The organism is Streptomyces montanus (assembly GCF_005786655.1).
Classification (GTDB): Bacteria; Actinomycetota; Actinomycetes; order Streptomycetales; family Streptomycetaceae; genus Streptomyces; species Streptomyces sporangiiformans.
This window is the reverse complement of sequence record NZ_VBZC01000021.1, coordinates 87,882-104,554: the sequence shown is the minus strand read 5'-3', so window position 1 is coordinate 104,554 and position 16,673 is coordinate 87,882. Positions and strand designations below refer to the sequence as shown.

Sequence of the window (16,673 nt, the reverse complement as noted above, 5' to 3'; positions counted from 1 at the left end):
ACGGCAGGACCGCTGCCGAAGGCCCAAGCCTCCGCGGCGGGTTTCCTCCCGCTGCTCAACGGAAGGAACTCATGGAAATGACGCACGCAACACGGATCAAGGAAGACCTGCAACTTCCGGCAGCAGACCGAGCCGCGCTCGGCCAGGTCGACGAGGTGACGGGAGGGTCCGTCAACGTCGCGCTCACACTGCTCCACCACCCGGAACTGGCCCGCCGCTACATGAATTTCGGGCTCAGCTTCATCGTCGACGGGGTTCTCCCGGCCCGTGACCGGGAGCTGATCATCCTTCGTACCGCACGGACCTGCCGTTCCCCCTACGAATGGGCCCAGCACGTACGGATGGGGCTGGCCGCGGGGCTCACCGAGGAGGAGATCCGCCGCATCACGTCGGACAACCTCGGTGGCTGGGCACGTCAGGACGCTGAGCTGCTGGCCGGCGTGGACACCCTGCTGGCCACCAGCCGGCTCACCGAACAGCAGTGGGCGGGCCTGTCCTCGCGGTACGGAACGAAGGCGGCCGTCGAAGCGGTGATGCTGGCCGGTCACTACTTCATGCTGGCCGGGCTCCTCAACAGCACGGACACACAGATCGAGCCGGGCCTCGAGGCGCCGATCCCGCTCGGCTGAAGCTGCCACGCCGCTGAGCGGGAGGGTCGTTTCCGGCGCCACGACGATCGGTTCGTGGCGTCGAAGCCGCCCAGCTCTCGCCAATCGCATGTTTCACCGGAGACACCCATGTCTGATCCGAGTATCAAAACCGCACATCAGGACCTGCACAGTGGGCAGGGGGCACTGCGCGGCGAGCACCCCGGGCGCGCCCGGAATCCCGTGATCAAGGTGGCCGATCTGGCGTGGCTGGAGTTCGAGAAGCCCGACCTGCATCGCGCAGAGGTCTTCGCCCGCGACTTCGGCTTCTTCATCGCCGGGCGCACGCCGGACGCGCTCTATCTGCGCGGCACGTTCCCGGGCTCCCCTTGCGCGATCATCCGCCGCGGTCGCGCTTCCCGGTTCATCGGCCCGGCCTTCCGCGCGACATCCCGGTCGGACCTGAACCGGCTCGCGCGCGCCACCGGCGCCGACGTCAAGGAGCTGGGAGAGGCCGGCGGCGGCCGCGTCGTCGACCTGCTCGACCCGTCGAGCTTCCCGGTGCGCGTCGTCCACGGGACCGAGGAACTGCCCGCACTGCCCGAACAGCAGCCGCTGACCCACAACTTCGGCAGCCACCGCCCGCGCATCAACTCCATGCAGCGCCCCGCCCGTGAGCCGACCCGCATCCAGCGACTGGGCCACTTGGTGATCTCGACGCGGGTCTTCGCGCGGGCCCTCGACTGGTACCTGGACAACCTCGGCTTGATCGTCAGTGACTTCCTGTTCCTGGACGGTCAGCGCGATCGCGGGCCGGCGATGGCGTTCATGCGCTGTGACCAGGGCAGCCTGGCTGTGGATCACCACACCCTGGCCATGCATCTCGGGCCGAGCACTGGCTATGTCCACTCGGCCTTCCAGGTCACCGATCTCGACGCGATCGCGGCGGGCGGGGAATACCTGGCCGAGCGCGGCTACAAGCGCAGCTGGGGCATCGGCCGACACGTCCAGGGCAGCCAGATCTTCGACTACTGGCGCGACCCCGACCGGCTGATGGTGGAGCACTTCGCCGACGGCGACCTGTTCTCCTGCGACGTCGAAACCGGCTGGGCGCCCATGAGGGCGAGCGGTCAGGCCCAGTGGGGACCGCCGGTCACTCGCGAGTGGCTCGGTACGAATCCGTCTCCCGCACTGCTTCGCGAGGTCATGCAATGCCTGCGTGAGGACAACGAACTCGACCCCGCCCGTCTGCTGGGCCTGATGAAAGCGATGAACTCATGAGCACCAATGTCCTACGCACTGCCGATGGCTGGTGGGTGGTCCGCGGCGAGCGAGCGGTACCCGTCGCGACCAAGGCCGTCACCACCGCCGAGTTGCTCGCCGACCGGGCTGCCGTCCGTGAGGCCGCCGCCTTGGGGGAGATGGGCACGGCGGTGGCCGACCTGGTCCCCCTGCCGCCGGTCACCACCCCCTGCCGGGTCGTCGCGCAGATGACCAACTACCGCAGCCACGCCCGTGAGGCCGGGGCCGGCGGCGACATCCCGACTGCCTTCTTCCGCAAGGCGTCCGGCTCCGTCAGCGGCCCCCACGACACGATCGTCCGGCCGCCGCACGTGAAGTTGCTGGACTACGAGATCGAGCTCGGCCTGGTGATGGGCGCGTGCCTGCCCGTGGGCACCGTGGTCGAGGAACGTGACCTGCCGTCGTACGTCGCCGGGCTCGTGCTCACCAACGACGTCAGCGCGCGCGACGTACAGCTGACCAGGACTCAGTTCTACGAAAGCAAGTCCTACCCGACCTTCACGCCCACCGGGCCCTACCTCGCCCTGCTGGAGCGGGAGGACTTCGCCCATCTCCTCAACCTTCGGCTGAGGCTGTCGGTCAACGGAGGCCTGCGCCAGGACCGCACCCTGGCAGACATGATCGTGCCCCCGGCGCAGGCGCTGACAGTGTTGGCCGGGTTCCAGACCCTCGACCCCGGCGACCTGCTGCTGACCGGCACCCCCGGCGGCACGGCCCTGAAGGCCCCGCCCAAGCCGGTCGAGAAGATCGCCGGGCTGTTGCCGCCCGCCCTGAAGTGGCAAGCCTTCTTCGCCAGTCAGGAGCGCAATCCGCGCTACCTGCACGAGGGCGACCTGATCACCGCCACGATCACCACGCCGGACGGGCGCATCGACCTCGGTGAGCAGCGCACGCTCGTCGCGGACACTGATCAGAACGCGCAGTGAGCGGCGCGTGGTCGCCGATGGCGCCGGTCCATGCTCCTGGCATTCGGCCCCAACGCCGCCGAAGAGCCCAAGCTGACGGTGCCGAAGCGCGCCGCTGTGGCCAAGGCATTTCGCTCCGAGATGACCGGGGGCGGCGGAACTGGAAGCACAGCCCGAAGAAACGGGCACGACAACGCCGGGAGTTGACATGGCCGAGGTGAGTGAAACCTGCGTCAGTCGCGCCACGGCCGGCAATGAGCGACTGGTCTTCTTCAGCGACGCTGTCGTCGCCATCGCGCTCACCCTGCTGGCGCTGGAGCTGCCCGTGCCCCACGGCACGAGCGACGCCGAGGTCTGGCGGGTGTTCCGGGAACAGGTCCCGGACTACGCGATGTTCCTGCTGAGCTTCGCGGTCATCGCCGCGCTGTGGGCATGTCACAAGTGGCTGTTCGGCCGCATCGGCGGGTTCAGCCCCCGGCTGTTGTGGTTGAACTTCGCCTGGCTGCTGGGGATCGCACTGGTGCCCTTCGCGACGAAGGTCCTCATGGAGGACAGCGCGTACCAGATCAGCGCCGTCCTCTACGCCACCGTCGTCGGGGGCACCGGGCTCGGCCTGATCAACATGGTGCGCCACTGCCGCGCCCGGGACCTGCTGCGACCGGATGCTGTACCTGGGGCCGTGCGGCGCTTCCAGTTGTTCCTGACACTCCCTACGGCCGCCTTCCTGCTGTCCATCCCGATCGCCTTCGTCAGCCTGAGCGGCGCCAAGTACAGCTGGGCGGTGGTCTTCGGGCTCACCACACTGGCCGGCCGCTGGGCGACCCACCCAGAAGGACATCGATCCAGCTAGTCGTGCCCGCGACCAGTTGCGGCTGACATTCGACGAGCCGGGCACCGTTGTCTGGACACCTCCAGCACGACGCCGGCCGGCAGCGCGGAGACCCCTGCCGTCTTCGAGGAGTCTGACGAGGTGCGGGAGGACTTCGCCCACGGCAACGGCGTCCGGCGAGCCGCGACACCCCGTGCTCCATCCGTCTGATGCGGAGGGCCGGACGGACTCCAGTCGGCGTGCATCGGCGATGGCCAGGTCGTCCATGCCTAGGGTGACGGATCAGGGCCGGTCTGACGTCTGTGCGAGCCCCGGCCAACGAGAACGGCCAAGGCCACGGGACTCGGTGAATGCGCGCCGATAGGCGGTTGGCGAAATGCCGACTATGCGGTTGAAATGGCGGCGCAAGGTGGTGGCTGTGCCCATTCCGACCTGCTCGGCGATTCGCTCGATGCTGTTGTCGGTCGTTTCGAGCAGTTCCTGTGCACGACGGATTCGCTGGGTGAGCAGCCACTGCAGTGGACTGGTGCCGGTGACCGCCATGAACCGTCGGCTGAAATGGCGCAGGCTCATGTTCGCTCGGCGAGCGAGTTCGGCGACCGTGACCGGCTCGTCGAGCCGTTGCCTCGTCTCGTCGAGCAGGCCGGACAGACCGTACCGGCCCTCACCGGGACCTCCGCCGTCGCCGCCGGGCAAAGGGTCGGCGATGAACTGCGCCTGCCCGCCCGCGCGATGCGGAGACACGACGAGCCGCCTTGCCAGCGTGTTGGCCAGGGTCACGCCGTGGTCGCTGCGGACCATGTGCAGGCAGAGGTCGATCCCAGCGGCCTGCCCCGCCGAGGTGAGCACGTCACCGTCGTCGATGTACAGCACGCCGGGATCCACCTCGACCTCCGGATAGGACTCGGCCAGCTTTCGGGTGTGCATCCAGTGGGTGGTCGCGCGGCGTCCGTCGAGCAGCCCGGCAGCAGCCAGCACGAACGCTCCGGTGCAGATGGAGGCGACCCGCGCGCCCCGTTGGTGCGCCGCGCGTACGGCTTCCACCAGGTCGGCAGGCGGGTGGTCCAGGGCGTCGTCGCAGGCGGGGACGATCACCGTGTCGGCCTCTGCCAGGTCTTCCAGCCTGTGCGGTGTCTCGGAGCGCAGCCATCCCCCGACACTCGCCCCGGGGGCCGCGCAGATCCTTAGTTCGTAACCGGCCTCGGCAGCCTCTGGATTGCCGGGGCCGAAGATCGTGCACGGAATGGCCAGTTCGAACAGAGGCATCCCGTCAGTGACGGCCAGCGCGACGGAGGTCATGGCCCAAATTGTACGCACGGTGGCATTTCGGCCCGTTGTGGAGACTGTTGGTCACCGGTCAGCGTCGTAGTCATGACCAACCCGACAGCGCGTACGTGCCGAAAGTCCCCAAAGGAAGACGATCAGCTTTCCGGTGGCAGCCGTGCTTGGCTTGCGATCGCTCTGGGCGTGGCGGCCGTCGGCTGGGGGGCGAACCAGTTCGCGCCGCTGTTGTTGATGTACCGCTCCGAACTGGGCGTCTCGACGACGACGGTGCAGGCGACCTACGCCCTCTACGCCGTCGGGCTGATCCCCGGGCTCCTGCTGGGTGGCCCGTACTCCGATCGGTACGGCCGCCGTCGGGTGCTGGTGCCCGCGCTGATCACTTCGGCGCTCGCCAGCGGGTTCCTCATGCTGGCGGGTTCGGGGCTGGGCTGGCTGTTCATCGGGCGGCTGGTCGCCGGTGCCGCCAGCGGAGCGGCGTTCAGCTCGGGCACCGCATGGATCAAGGAACTCACCGTCAGTGGTTCCTGTCGGGATGAGCACGCCGGTGCCCGACGCGCGACAATCGGCATGACCACGGGCTTCGCCGTCGGCCCGCTGATCGCCGGTCTCGTGGCGCAGGCCGCACCGAACCCGGTCCTCACCTCCTACATTCCGCATGTGGCACTCACCTTGGCGGCCGTACCGTTCGTGCTGCACACACCGGAGACCCACAAAGCCGACGAGGACGCCACGTTCCGGTTGCCGTTGCGGTTACCCGAAGCGAGCAGGCGCCGGTTCTGGACCATCATCGCGCCGCTGGCCCCGTGGGTGTTCGGCGCGTCCTCGGTCGCGTTGGCCTACCTGCCCGGCCTGGTGCGGGACCAACTCGGTGACAGGGCGTTGACGTTCAGTGCGCTGGTGACCATGCTGACCATGGTCGCGGGCATCTTGGTGCAGCCGCTGGCGCGTCGTGTCCACCACCCGGAGAAGCCCCACCTGATCGCCACCGCACTGGGCATCGTCGTGGGCGGACTGGTACTCGGCTCAGTGGCCGCGGCGAGCGCGCAATGGTGGCTCATCGCCATCGCCGCGCTGGTGCTCGGCGCGGGCTACGGCTGCTGCCTGGTGTGCGGGCTGATGGAAGTGCAGCGCCTGGCGAGCGCCGAGAACTTGGGCAGGCTGACCGCCATCTTCCAGGCCTTCGCCTACCTCGGATTCGGCGCGCCGTATCTACTGGCCGTGCTGGAGCGCGTCCTGCCGCCGCCGGAGCTGCTGCTGCTGGCGTCCGCGCCGGCGGTGCTCACCCTCGCCTGGACCACGTACCGGGCCGCGCACGAGCCTGACAGGGCAGGTGGGCCACGCGAGGGCGATGGGGCCGCCGAGTTGCTGGTGGGTGACGTCGAGTAGTCGTGCGTAGTCGGCCTCGACAACCAGGGCCGGTTCACCGGCCACGTGCCCCATGGTCGAGGGGAGTTGGGCCACCGTGGACAGTTCGGACCACTCGGCCAGTGGCTGGTCGTCGAAGCCGAGGACGGACATCCGCCTGCGCAAGGTCCACTTCTGCCCTCGGCTTCCTCTCCGCCCGCCTGCGGGAGCACTGCCGTGGTCTCGGCACCCGATGGCGGCGCATGAGCGCAGGTCGGCAGGCCCTGCTCGTCCTCGCCCATCTCTGCAACGGTCATCCGTATGCGCAGCTCGCGGCCGGGTTCGGCGTCGGCACCGCCACCGCCTACCGCTTCATCGCCGAGGCGGTTGAGGTCCTTGCCACCCTCGCCCCGACGCTCGCCGAGGCGGTCCGGGCGGCGTTGATGAAGGCGTTCGTCCTGCTGGACGGGACGCTGCTGCCGAACGACCGGATCGCCGCCGACCGGCCCTTCTACTCGGGCAAGTCGTCGACGCCCTCACTGGGGCCGATGTCAACTGCCGGGCCGACAAGGGCTACCAGGGTGCCGGAGGCACGGTCCGTGTTCTCTACCGCGGCCGGTGGGAGAAGCTTTCTTCAGGGCAGCAGGCCGTCAACCGATGCCAGGCGAAGGTCCGCGCCCTCGTCGAGCAAGCCGTCGCCGCCCTCAAGTCCCGGCGACTCCTCCGCAAGCTCCGTTGCTCGACCACCCGCATCATGGGCCTCGTCCAGGCCGTCCTCTGCCTGCATCTGGCCAGCTCACCCTGAGGATGGAAAACGCTCACTGTTGTCCAACGCGCGTATGGCACCGGAGTCCCCGTCCGACTCCAGCCCTTGGCCTGCACGTATGGCCTGCATGTTGCCGTTCTCGCGTTGAGGCCCGCGCCCGGAGGAACTACACCTGGCCGCCGTCATCGGAGCGGAGGAGCGTCCCTGCGTCGACGCCGCACGGTGCGCCGACCTCACCAGGCCGCCGCCCGCCTGGATCGGCATCGGCCACATCGACCTGTCCCACCCCGAAGTTGCTCTCTACAGCGCACTCGCCAAGCCGTACCCGTAGCAGGGCGAGAATGCCGAGCGAGACCACCGGGGGCGCGCAGGAGCGCCGCAGCCGGCCGGGTCCTGGCGAAGGGAGCCGTGTGATCTGCCAGGGTCAGCGCTCGACGGCATCGCCGCACACCTGAGACTCTCTGAGCCTGGCCTGCTCCAGACCGTCGAGGAGCAGCTCCAGGCCGAACCGGAACTCCTCTTGAAGCGGTACGGAGGTGAGATCGTCGGCTGCGGCCGCCGTGGCCGGGTAGGCGGCCGGGTCCAGGGAACGGTAGTAGCCCCGCAGATGCACCTGGTCCTCGGGACGGGGTGAGCCGGGACCGTACTGCTGGATGGCGAAGCCCGTCACGTAGTGTCCGAGCGCGGTGTAGGCGCGGGCAGCCAGGCGGACCGAGAACCCGTGGCTCAGGAACAGCGTGAGGAGCCGCTCCCTGGCGCGCAGACCGTTGGGGCCGACAGGAACCTGAGCCGCCAGCAAGGGCACCGCACGGGGGTGTCGGCACAAGGTGCCGTGGAAAGCCTCCGCGGCGACCGTCGCGGCCTCCCGCCAGGACTTGCCTGCCGACTCCTCGGGCGGAACGCGGACCTCGCCCAGGATTCTGTCGGCGACCAGAGCGAGAAGTTCGTCCTTGCCGTTGAAGTGCCGGTAGAGCGTCGCCGTGCCCGAGTCCAAGGCGTCGGCGAGCATCCGCAGTGTCAGCGCCTGCGCCCCGACCTCATCGATGAGTTTCAAGGCCGTCTCGATGATCCGGTCGACGTCCATCGGGGGGCGCCCGCGCCGATAGGTGGGAGCCGGCGGTCGGCTCGCCCACCAGTCAGGACTGCCAGGGACGGGTGTTGTAGCCGAAGCCATGAAACGGTCACCCTTTCAGCGGCCGATGTGTCACTGCGTGCGTCAGAAATCCATTTTCGGTGTCATTGTATCCGTTATGGAGGGCGGGTCGCCCGCCCTGGAGCTTCACGCCTGCCTTCGTCCGCCGTGTCGGCGGCAGTGGGCCGGGGACCCGGCTCCCCATTCCGCCTCGGGCGCTGCGGCGAGGGCGATGCCGAGCACGAAGGTCAGCACCGTCGGTCTGGCATCACGGCTTTGGAGCGGTCCTGGACAGGCCCCTTCAGCGGGCTGAGCTCACGCTGCTTCACCAAGTTGGTGACCGCACTGTGGCGCGAGGGCGCGGACGCGGTCCGGTAAGGGCCAGCCGTGGAGCCTTCGGTGGATGTCGCTGTGCTGACCTTTGATACGGCGCGGACATGAGGCATTCCCTGAGTACGTGCGGGAGGACGCGACTTGGCATCGTTTGCGCCGCTTGCTCGAAGCGCCCACTGGCATCGTCACCCGGCGCGAATGTGAGGACGCGGGTTCAGTTCTTGCCCGAAAGCTGGGCACCACCCCAGGCGGCCTGTTCGTTCAGTCACTCAGCTCGGTGCGGGCGCCGGGGACTCCGCGTGCCGAAAACCTGGCAGGATCAGGCACAGTACGGCCGCGGCGGCGGTCGTGGCGGCGAAGGCGCCTACCGCCCATGCGCCGGACGCGTGCTGGACAATCAGGCCGGCGATCAGTGGCGCCAGCGTCGCCAGCGCGGTGGCCGCCATCATCACGGTGCTGATGACTCGGCCGCGCATTTCTTCCGGCGCGCTGCGAAGCACCACGGCAACCAGCGCGCCGTTCGCGGCCGGCGCGAGCAGCAGCGCCAGGGCGACCGGCGCCGCCACCAGCGGTGACGGGATAAGCAGGGCCGCAGCGCCGAACAGCAGGGCCCCGGCCAGGGTGATCGTGGTGGTCAGTGTTGCCAGGTGCATGCGCCCTTGCAGCCGGGGTGCGGCCACGGCGCCGAGCAGCCCGCCGGCCGCGATGGCTGCCTGCACGAGGCCGATCACCGCGGTGGAGGTACCGTGCTGTTGCATCGCGAGGGTGATGCTGAAGATCACGCCGCTGAAGGCGAAGTTCACCAGGGGCGTCTGGATCACCGCCGCGCGCAGAACTGGCACCTGCCAGACGAGCTGCAGGCCATCGGTCACCTCGCGCCACAACGACGTGCGCCCGGCCGCGTTCTCCGGGCGGAACCGCCCGCGGAGCCGGCTCACCGTGCCGAACGAGACCGCGAAGGAGACGGCGTCGGCCAGGAACGGGACGGCCCGGCCCACCCCGAACAGCATCCCGCCGATTGCCGGGCCGGCCAGGCTGGCACCGTACGTCCGGGCTTCGGTGGCGGCCCACGCCTGCTCGAGTTGCCCGTCCGGCACGATTCCCGGCAGCGCGGCAGCGGCGGACGGATCGAAGATGGCACCGGCGGCCCCCTCGACCAGGCTCACGGCCAGGACCACCGGCCAGGACGCGAGATCCAGCACGATCAGGATGCCGAGCAGAGCCAGCAGGGCGGCGCGCACGACATCGCAGATGATCATCGTCAGCCGCCGGTCGAACCGGTCCGACAGAGCCCCGGCGGGCAGCTGCAGGCATAGCAGGGTAATTGCCCGCACCGTACCCACCACTCCGGCGAGCACCGCCGAGTGGGTCAGGGCCAAGATGAGCAGCGGGTAGGCGATCCCGCTGATCTGCGTGCCGGTATCGGACAGCAGTTGGCCGATCCACAGCATCCGGAAGCCCTTGTTGCGCCGGAGCGGAACCTGTCGTGGCACATCGGTGGGTATCTCGGTTCCGCTGGCGTCGCTCACCGTCAATACGATACGCAGCACAGAAATTGAGCCAGAGCCTCTCAACGAGTGTCGTTTGTCGATGGGTTCGGATGCCAGTAGAGGGTCTACGCGCTTCTGATCGGTGAGTTTCGATGTCACTCGGGTGTGTGGCAAGGGCAGTGGTAGCTCGTTGGAGATCAGTCCACGGCCCGAAGCGCCGGGGTGTCCGCGTGCGTGCCTGGCAGCGGCAAGGGCCAGGAGTCTCCTTGACCTGAAGTGCGATTGAGCTTCTAGCGTGTCCTCAAGTTGATCATCTGACGGCAGGAGAACGCGCTCATGATCCTCGTGACCGGAGCCACCGGAAACATAGGAAGTGCACTGCTGAGGGAGTTGCACGCATGCGGTGCGGGGCCGCTGAGAGGACTCACCCGTGACGCCGCACGGGCCACGTTCCCTGACATGGTCGAGGCCGTTGAGGGTGACTTCGCGGAGCCGGAGTCATTGAAGACCGCTCTGGAGGGGGTGCGCTCGCTGTTCCTCGTGTCGCGTCTGGGTTCGGATGCCGACATCCTCGAGGCCGCCCGGCTGGCGGGTGTGGAGCACGTGGTGCTGGTGTCGTCCATTACCGTCCAGACTCATCCGCACCTGGGCCCCGCCGACGAGAACCTGGCGGTCGAGCGGCTGCTCAAAGACAGCGGCATGTCCTGGACGATCCTGCGGCCGACGCAGTTCGCCTCGAACGCTCTGATGTGGGCGGCGTCGATCCGCGACCGTGAGACGGTCCGTGCACCGTATGCCGACACCGGGCTGCCAACGATCCACCCCGCGGACATCGCGTCGGTGGCGCGGGTGGCGCTGACCGAGCCCGGCCACCAGGGGCGGACGTATGCCCTGACCGGTCCGGAGCCGGTGACAGCCCGGCAGCAGGTCGAGGCCATCGCGGCAACACTCGGGCGGGATGTGCCCTTCATCGAGATCAGCCGGCAGGACGCTCACGCTCAGATGGCCGCGGTCTTCGGGGACGAGGCAGCGGATGCAGTGCTCGACGTCACGGGCGGAGACGTCAATGACGAGCTGCTGGCAGTGCGCGACACGGTTTCACGGGTCACCGGCTCCCCAGCCAGACCATTCCAGCAGTGGGCTGCGGAGAATGCCGACAACTTCCGCTGAGATACCCGCCTCGTGAGAGCTGGGCGTCTAGATGATCGATTCCAAGGGATCGGCTGCGCGCGCAGGGGGAGGGAGCCCATCGTCGGTGCTGACGGTGCACAGCTGGGGACAACCTCACCTCGTATCAGGGGGTCAGCGCCAGTGACCGTGCGCGGGATGTGGTGATGACATGACCCGCATGATCACGCCCCGACAGCCACGACGGCTCACGGCTACCCGCATCGGCGCGCTTTGCTGGATCATCAGCGCGGCGCTCTTTCTCCTGGCCAATGCTGTAGCCCAGTTCGCCTGGACCACCCCGTACAGCTTGCGGGACAACAACATCAGCGATCTGGGCAACGTGTACTGCCGGAACTCCGGCGCTGACAATCCGCCTGACCGCTACATCTGCTCACCGGATCACGCGCTGTTCAACACTTCCGTCATCGTCGCTACGGTACTCGTCATCGTCGGCGTGCTGCTGACCTCGCGCTGGTGGGGCAGGGGAGTGGCGTCCATGGCGGCACGTGTGCTGATCGTCGCGGGAGCGGGTGGGTATGTGCTTGCGGGGGTATGGCCCGCCGACGTCAACCTGGATCTGCACGTGCTGGGGGCCGCACTCATCATGCTCGGGGGCAATGTCGGTCTGCTGGTGGCGGGCCTGGCCTTCCGGCGCGGTGCGCTTGCGCGGCTGCGCACGCCGACCGTAGTCATCAGCGTCGTCGCATTCGTCGCGGCGCTCATGCACTTCAGTGGCCACTACGCCGGTCTCGGCATGGGCGGGACCGAGAGGGTCTCCGTCTACGCGTTGGAGGTTTGGCTGGTCCTGGTCGCCGTCCACATCCTCCAGCGACGTGCGGAACCCCGCAGTTGATCGCTTGACCCGGGTGCCGGCAACCGACACCTCCGTGTGGAGCGACGACGTATGGAGCGTGGACTCCACACCGGTGGAGTGCGGACGCTCCCGGGAGACCGTCAAACGCTCCGCCCTGACCGGATGGGCCGAGTACGGCTACTGCGTCAGCCACTCGCGCTACTTCTGGGGTCTGCGGCTGCACCTGGTGTGCACCCTGCAGGGCCTGCCCGTCGCCTTCGCCCTGACCGGGGCCAAGGCCGACGAACGCGAGTCCCCGTTGGACCTGCTCGCCGCCGAACCGGACCTCGTCGCCGACTGGCCGGGACAGACACTGATCGGCGACAGGAACTACTTCGACCGCGACTTCGAACAACAGCTGGCCGAACAGGACATGCACTGCTGCGGCCAGCCCGCAATGGCGAGCCGGAACGGCCAGGCACACCGCTGTTCAAACCGTTGCGGCAGGTCATCGAGTCGGTCAACGAAACCTTCAAGCGGGTGCGAACTGCGCGTTCGCGCAAGGTTGGAGGACGTCATCCGAGAGGGAGAACTGGAAGGCGGCGGCTGCCGTGTACTCCCGCGGGCGTAGGACCGGAGCCGCCCATGGGACGACGCGTCCGCACTGGCGCTTTGGGACGGTGGCACGGGAGGAGGCCTTGATCATGAACGAGCGGAATGTCCGGGCCAATGGCATCGACATGCACCTGACCGAGACCGGCGAAGGGCCCCCGGCCGTGCTGCTTCACGGGTTCCCCGAGTTGGGGTACTCGTGGCGGCATCAGCTGTCCGGGGTTAGCGGATTCCACCTAATCGCACCGGATTTGAGGGGGTATGGACGCACTACTGCCCCCTCGGCCGTCGAGGCGTACGGCATGCGCGAGATGGTGGGAGATGTGGTCGGGCTCCTGGATACCCTGGAGCTGCCGACCGCAGTGATCGTCGGCCACGACTGGGGCGCGCAGATCGCGTGGGCGTGCGCCCAGCTGTTCCCGGAACGGTTCCCGGCCATCGTTGCGCTGAGCGTGCCCTACCAGGTTCGGACGCCTGTGCCGATGACCCAGGCCCTGCGCGAGTGGGCGGGCAATACGTTCAACTGGCTGCTGTACTTCCAGGAGCCCGGCGTGGCGGAGGCGGCACTGGGAGCCGATGTCGCTCGTACGATGCGGATGATCATGTATGGGCTGTCCGGGGACGCGGGGGAACTGGGACTCCGGCTGGTCACCGGCCTTCCAAAGGACGCCGACCTGCTCGACTCGATTCCGGAGCCCGACGCATTGCCCACGTGGCTCAGCGAGTCCGAGCTGGCCCACTACATCGAGGAGTTCGAACGCACCGGCTTCACCGGAGGCCTGAACCGCTACCGCAATGTGGACCGGGACTGGCATGAGCTTCCCGCTCTGGGTGCGACGACCGTTCAGCAGCCCGTGCTCCTGGCGGCCGGCGAGCACGACTCGGCCACGCGGTACATGGACGTGAAAACGCAACGGGAATACGTGCCAAACCTGCGGGAGCCGGTCATCTTCGAGGGCTGCGGGCACTGGACCCAGCAAGAACGGGCCGAGCGGGTGAACGGCCTGCTGGACAGTTTCCTGCGTGATATGGCCGCGGCACCGGAGGTCCTGTGGGGCTAAGGTGTATTGCCCTGCAGGGTTGTTGACGCGGGTGATGGGTGGCTGGCCGCCGAGTGCGGTGTGGCAGCGATGGTAGTTGTAGGAGTGGAGGAAGCTGTCGAGAGCTTCGCTGCGTTCGTCGTTGCTGGTGTAGGGCCGTAGGTAGGCCCGTTCTTCGAGCAGGGTGCGGTTGAAGCGTTCGACTTTGCCGTGGGTCTGGGGCCGGTAGATGCGGGTCAGTTTTCCGGTGGCGCCGATCTGGTCGAGGGCTTGTTTCCAGGCCAGTCCCTTGCGGTAGGCCCAGGCGTTGTCGGTGAGTACGCGCTCGATGCGGGTGATGCCGTGGGCGTGGAAGAACGCTGCTGCGCGGGTGAGGAAGCCCGCGCAGGTGGCGACCTTCTCGTCGCTGTGGATCTCGCTGTAGGCGAGGCGGGAGTGGTCGTCGACGGCGGGGTGGATGTAGTCGAAGCCCATCCCGCCACGGGTGGTCCGGCTGCCGGCCTGGCGGCCCAGCGTCTTGTGGCCGCCGCCGTCCGGGATGCGGCCGAGTTTCTTGACGTCGATGTGGACCAGCTTGCCGGGCCGGGAGTGCATGTCGATGATGCGGCGCTTGAGAATGGTCCAGTCGATACGACGGCGCTGGTGTGGAAGCCCCAGCACGCCTTCTGCCAGTCGATGGGCACGATCTTGGGTACGCCGACGGCTCTGCCGGTCTCCTCCGGCCCTGCTTCGCCAGTCACAGCGCATCCCGCGACGACTTGTCAGGGCCGGACGGGGCGCGGTTGCCGCCCAGTCCGGTGACGCCGATCCGCACACCGGCCGTCAGCAGTCGGCGGCAGACCCGGACGGCGTCTGGGCCGAACACCCTGAGGGCAAGCGCGATCTCGAACAACCACCCGGCAGCGCTCTGCTGCACGGGGGCCTCCCCATGTACCTGTTTCTGCTTGCAGGCGCTCTTCGTCTCGCCCCTGGCGCCAGAGGCGCCATCCGCCTCCATTCAAGAAGCGTCCACGGTGGCCAGAATGTGCAGCCTCACTCCAAAATTGCGGTCAATATCGGTCTGATAGCAGCTAGTTCCGTCATCGACCAGTTGCGGTTGCGTGAGTCTGGCTTTCTCGGTGAGTCGCGATGCTGTTTGTCGTTGAGCGTGGATGGCACCGTCGTGTCGGCGAAGGCGATGTCGCTGAGCTTTGACGGCAGTTGGGGCCTTGCGGTGGGACGATGCCTGTACTTCTCCTGCCGGGGCACCGATGCGCCTACCGAAGGCGAGCGCGTCGAGGCCGTGCCCGTCGACCGTGGCCCCGGCGTCCCCGACGATGCCAAGGACCGCATCTTCGAGCCCTTCCAGCGTTGCGGCGACGCCCCACGCGGGGCAGATGCCGGCCTCCGTCTCGCGGTGGCCTCCGGCTTCACGGAGTCGATGGGCGGGACGCTGAGCGCGGAGGACACACCTGGGGGCGGCCTCACCGTGGTGCCCGCGCCGCGGGCGGGGCAGGCCCTTTGGGAGCGGTGAGCGGCTCGGGCCTGTTCGAACGGTGAGCGCTCGGGTCCTCTCGGGCCGGTGAGCGGCTCAGGCCCGGCGGATCACGATGTCGCCGACGCTGGTGCGGCCCCGGACCTCGACTGTCTCCTCGGATGCCTGGGGTCCCTCCGCCGCCCCCAGCTCATTGCGTACACGCCCCGCGGCGGACCGCACATCCAGCCAGGCCGCAGACCCCTCGGCGATCCCGATCTCCAGCCCCCCGGCCGAGGTGTCCAGGGTGATCCGCCCACGCACCACCTCGGCGAGCCGAATGGCGCCGTTCGCGGACTTGGCCGTGACGGAGGAGTCCGCGTGCAGGACGCTGATGGGCCCGCTGGACGAGCTCACCTTCAGCTCCCCGCGGATGTCCCCGATCGTGGTCTCGCCGTTGAGGTTCTTGATGGTGGCCGTGCCGTCGACCCGGCCGACCCGCACCCGGCCCGACCCGCGGATCTCGACCTCGCCCGTCGCGCGGTCCACGAGGATGTCCCCGTGCGAGGTCTTCAGCCGTACGGCCGCGGCCTCTTCCAGCTGGATATCACCGGCAGCCGTCGTCAGGTGGCAGTTCCCGAACCGCCCCTCGCCGATCAACTCGCCAAGGCCCGTGCTGCCGGTCAGGTCCGAGCCCGTGGGCAGTTCGACGGTCACATCGACCGCGCCGACCTTGCCGAAGAGCGAGCGTTTCTTGGGGCCCTTGATCACGAGCTTCCCGCCCGTGCAGGTGACCTGGGTGTCCTCGGCGGCCTGTACGTCCTGCTTGTTGCCGGGGTCGCTCGGCGTCACCTCCACCACGGTGTCGGTGCGCTTGCCCGCGATGATCCGGGCCCGCCCGATCTCGACTTCAAGGGTGGCGGAGAGGGGCTCGGGGGTGTCGAAAGTAGGCATGGCTGAACCGTCCTTTGGCTGTTGTGTGCTGGTTGCTGGTTGCTTGGTTGGAGTACGTGAGTGGCGTGGGGTGGGCTAGCGCACCCAGCCGGTGATTCCCTGCCCGGCCGCGTGCACCCGGCTCGAGCCGCTCTTGCCGCGGTCCGCCATGGGGTCCAGGGCGGCGGCGACGGCCCGGACCAGCCAGGCGTTGACCGAGAGCCCTTCGCGGCTCGCGGCCTCCTCGACCCGGACCTTGAGCTGGGCGGGCGGGCGGAAGTTGATGCGCGAGGTGGCGCCGTCCTCGACGTCCACCGGGGTCGGCGGCGTGGGCGCCGGCGGCGACGCCGGGGCATCGCCCTCGCCGAAGGTGTCCGGGATGGGTGGCGCCGTGACCACGAACTCGGGGTTGAGCCCACGCAGTCGTACATCGACCGAGCCTGGGGCCAGGTCGCGGGTGACCTCGTCCATCGCGTCGGACAGGGCGTTCAGCAGGGTGAGCCGGGCGGCCGACTCGAGCTGGGCGGTGAGCCGCTCGGCCAGGGCAAGGGCTTCGTCTCCACCGGCTTCGGCGGCGACAGCGAGTTCGTGCCGGAGGTTGTCAACGTAGGGAGTGAGGTCCATAGTGCAATGGTGGCACCATTATGGCGCCATTACAAGCCGCGTGGCGCCATTATGGTGCAGGGGTGGGCAGGGGGGC

Annotated in this window: 14 protein-coding genes and 4 pseudogenes; 11 read left to right on the top strand and 7 right to left on the bottom strand. The window is 68.4% G+C overall.

The window, feature by feature from the left end; all coding sequences use genetic code 11:
• The first annotated feature begins 77 nt into the window (after positions 1-77).
• The 4 genes from FE633_RS20600 to FE633_RS20585 all read left to right on the top strand — a co-directional run bounded on the left by FE633_RS20600 (position 78) and on the right by FE633_RS20585 (position 3,644).
• Positions 78-629, top strand: a complete 552-nt coding sequence (locus FE633_RS20600; protein WP_212747248.1) for a carboxymuconolactone decarboxylase family protein — start codon at positions 78-80, stop codon at positions 627-629.
• A gap of 108 nt (positions 630-737) precedes the next feature.
• Entirely contained in the window at positions 738-1,868 is a 1,131-nt protein-coding gene (locus FE633_RS20595) for a VOC family protein (protein ID WP_138046626.1), read from the top strand.
• Positions 1,865-2,815, top strand: coding sequence for a fumarylacetoacetate hydrolase family protein (locus FE633_RS20590; RefSeq protein WP_138046625.1), 951 nt, complete (start codon positions 1,865-1,867; stop codon positions 2,813-2,815). Before FE633_RS20595 ends, FE633_RS20590 begins: the two co-directional genes overlap by 4 nt.
• 187 nt (positions 2,816-3,002) lie before the next feature.
• Positions 3,003-3,644, top strand: coding sequence for a TMEM175 family protein (locus FE633_RS20585; RefSeq protein WP_138046624.1), 642 nt, complete (start codon positions 3,003-3,005; stop codon positions 3,642-3,644).
• A 261-nt stretch (positions 3,645-3,905) separates the two neighbouring features.
• On the opposite strand, the gene FE633_RS20580 is transcribed toward FE633_RS20585, so the two are convergent.
• On the bottom strand, positions 3,906-4,922 hold the full coding sequence (locus tag FE633_RS20580; protein ID WP_138046623.1) for a GlxA family transcriptional regulator: 1,017 nt from the start codon (positions 4,920-4,922) through the stop codon (positions 3,906-3,908).
• Positions 4,923-4,994: 72 nt separating this feature from the next.
• Between FE633_RS20580 and FE633_RS20575 the strand changes: the two genes are divergently transcribed.
• Positions 4,995-6,293, top strand: coding sequence for an MFS transporter (locus tag FE633_RS20575; protein ID WP_138046622.1), 1,299 nt, complete (start codon positions 4,995-4,997; stop codon positions 6,291-6,293).
• A 101-nt stretch (positions 6,294-6,394) separates the two neighbouring features.
• Positions 6,395-7,056: pseudogene (locus FE633_RS20565) on the top strand (transposase family protein).
• A 385-nt stretch (positions 7,057-7,441) separates the two neighbouring features.
• Here FE633_RS20565 and FE633_RS20560 read toward each other — a convergent pair.
• Together FE633_RS20560 and FE633_RS20550 are read right to left on the bottom strand one after the other, a co-directional pair.
• Positions 7,442-8,101 (bottom strand): TetR/AcrR family transcriptional regulator, encoded by a 660-nt coding sequence (locus tag FE633_RS20560; protein ID WP_171060044.1) that lies wholly within the window; start codon positions 8,099-8,101, stop codon positions 7,442-7,444.
• Between the two features lie 650 nt (positions 8,102-8,751).
• A complete protein-coding gene (locus FE633_RS20550) occupies positions 8,752-10,011 on the bottom strand; it encodes an MFS transporter (RefSeq protein WP_138046620.1) in 1,260 nt (419 codons plus the stop codon).
• Positions 10,012-10,308: 297 nt separating this feature from the next.
• Between FE633_RS20550 and FE633_RS20545 the strand changes: the two genes are divergently transcribed.
• From FE633_RS20545 to FE633_RS20530, 4 genes and pseudogenes are all read left to right on the top strand, one after another.
• Positions 10,309-11,142, top strand: coding sequence for an SDR family oxidoreductase (locus FE633_RS20545; RefSeq protein ID WP_138046619.1), 834 nt, complete (start codon positions 10,309-10,311; stop codon positions 11,140-11,142).
• 169 nt (positions 11,143-11,311) lie between these two features.
• The gene (locus FE633_RS20540; protein ID WP_138046618.1) at positions 11,312-11,995 is read left to right on the top strand and encodes a DUF998 domain-containing protein; all 684 of its coding nucleotides are present in this window, start codon (positions 11,312-11,314) and stop codon (positions 11,993-11,995) included.
• A gap of 1 nt (position 11,996) precedes the next feature.
• Positions 11,997-12,523 (top strand): annotated as a pseudogene (locus tag FE633_RS20535) (transposase); the annotation flags it as partial.
• A 116-nt stretch (positions 12,524-12,639) separates the two neighbouring features.
• A complete protein-coding gene (locus FE633_RS20530) occupies positions 12,640-13,608 on the top strand; it encodes an alpha/beta fold hydrolase (protein WP_138046617.1) in 969 nt (322 codons plus the stop codon).
• On the opposite strand, the pseudogene FE633_RS20525 reads toward FE633_RS20530, so the two are convergent.
• Both FE633_RS20525 and FE633_RS20520 read right to left on the bottom strand, forming a co-directional pair.
• Positions 13,609-14,175, bottom strand: a pseudogene (locus tag FE633_RS20525) (integrase core domain-containing protein); the annotation flags it as partial.
• A 148-nt stretch (positions 14,176-14,323) separates the two neighbouring features.
• Positions 14,324-14,503, bottom strand: a complete 180-nt coding sequence (locus FE633_RS20520) for a hypothetical protein (RefSeq protein WP_138046616.1) — start codon at positions 14,501-14,503, stop codon at positions 14,324-14,326.
• 336 nt (positions 14,504-14,839) lie between these two features.
• On the opposite strand from FE633_RS20520, the pseudogene FE633_RS20515 reads away from it, so the two are divergent.
• Positions 14,840-15,100 (top strand): annotated as a pseudogene (locus tag FE633_RS20515) (sensor histidine kinase); the annotation flags it as partial.
• A gap of 57 nt (positions 15,101-15,157) precedes the next feature.
• On the opposite strand, the gene FE633_RS20510 reads toward FE633_RS20515, so the two are convergent.
• Positions 15,158-15,994 (bottom strand): DUF4097 family beta strand repeat-containing protein, encoded by an 837-nt coding sequence (locus tag FE633_RS20510; protein WP_138046615.1) that lies wholly within the window; start codon positions 15,992-15,994, stop codon positions 15,158-15,160.
• A gap of 75 nt (positions 15,995-16,069) precedes the next feature.
• On the bottom strand, positions 16,070-16,597 hold the full coding sequence (locus FE633_RS20505; RefSeq protein ID WP_138046614.1) for a hypothetical protein: 528 nt from the start codon (positions 16,595-16,597) through the stop codon (positions 16,070-16,072).
• Positions 16,598-16,673 lie beyond the last annotated feature (76 nt).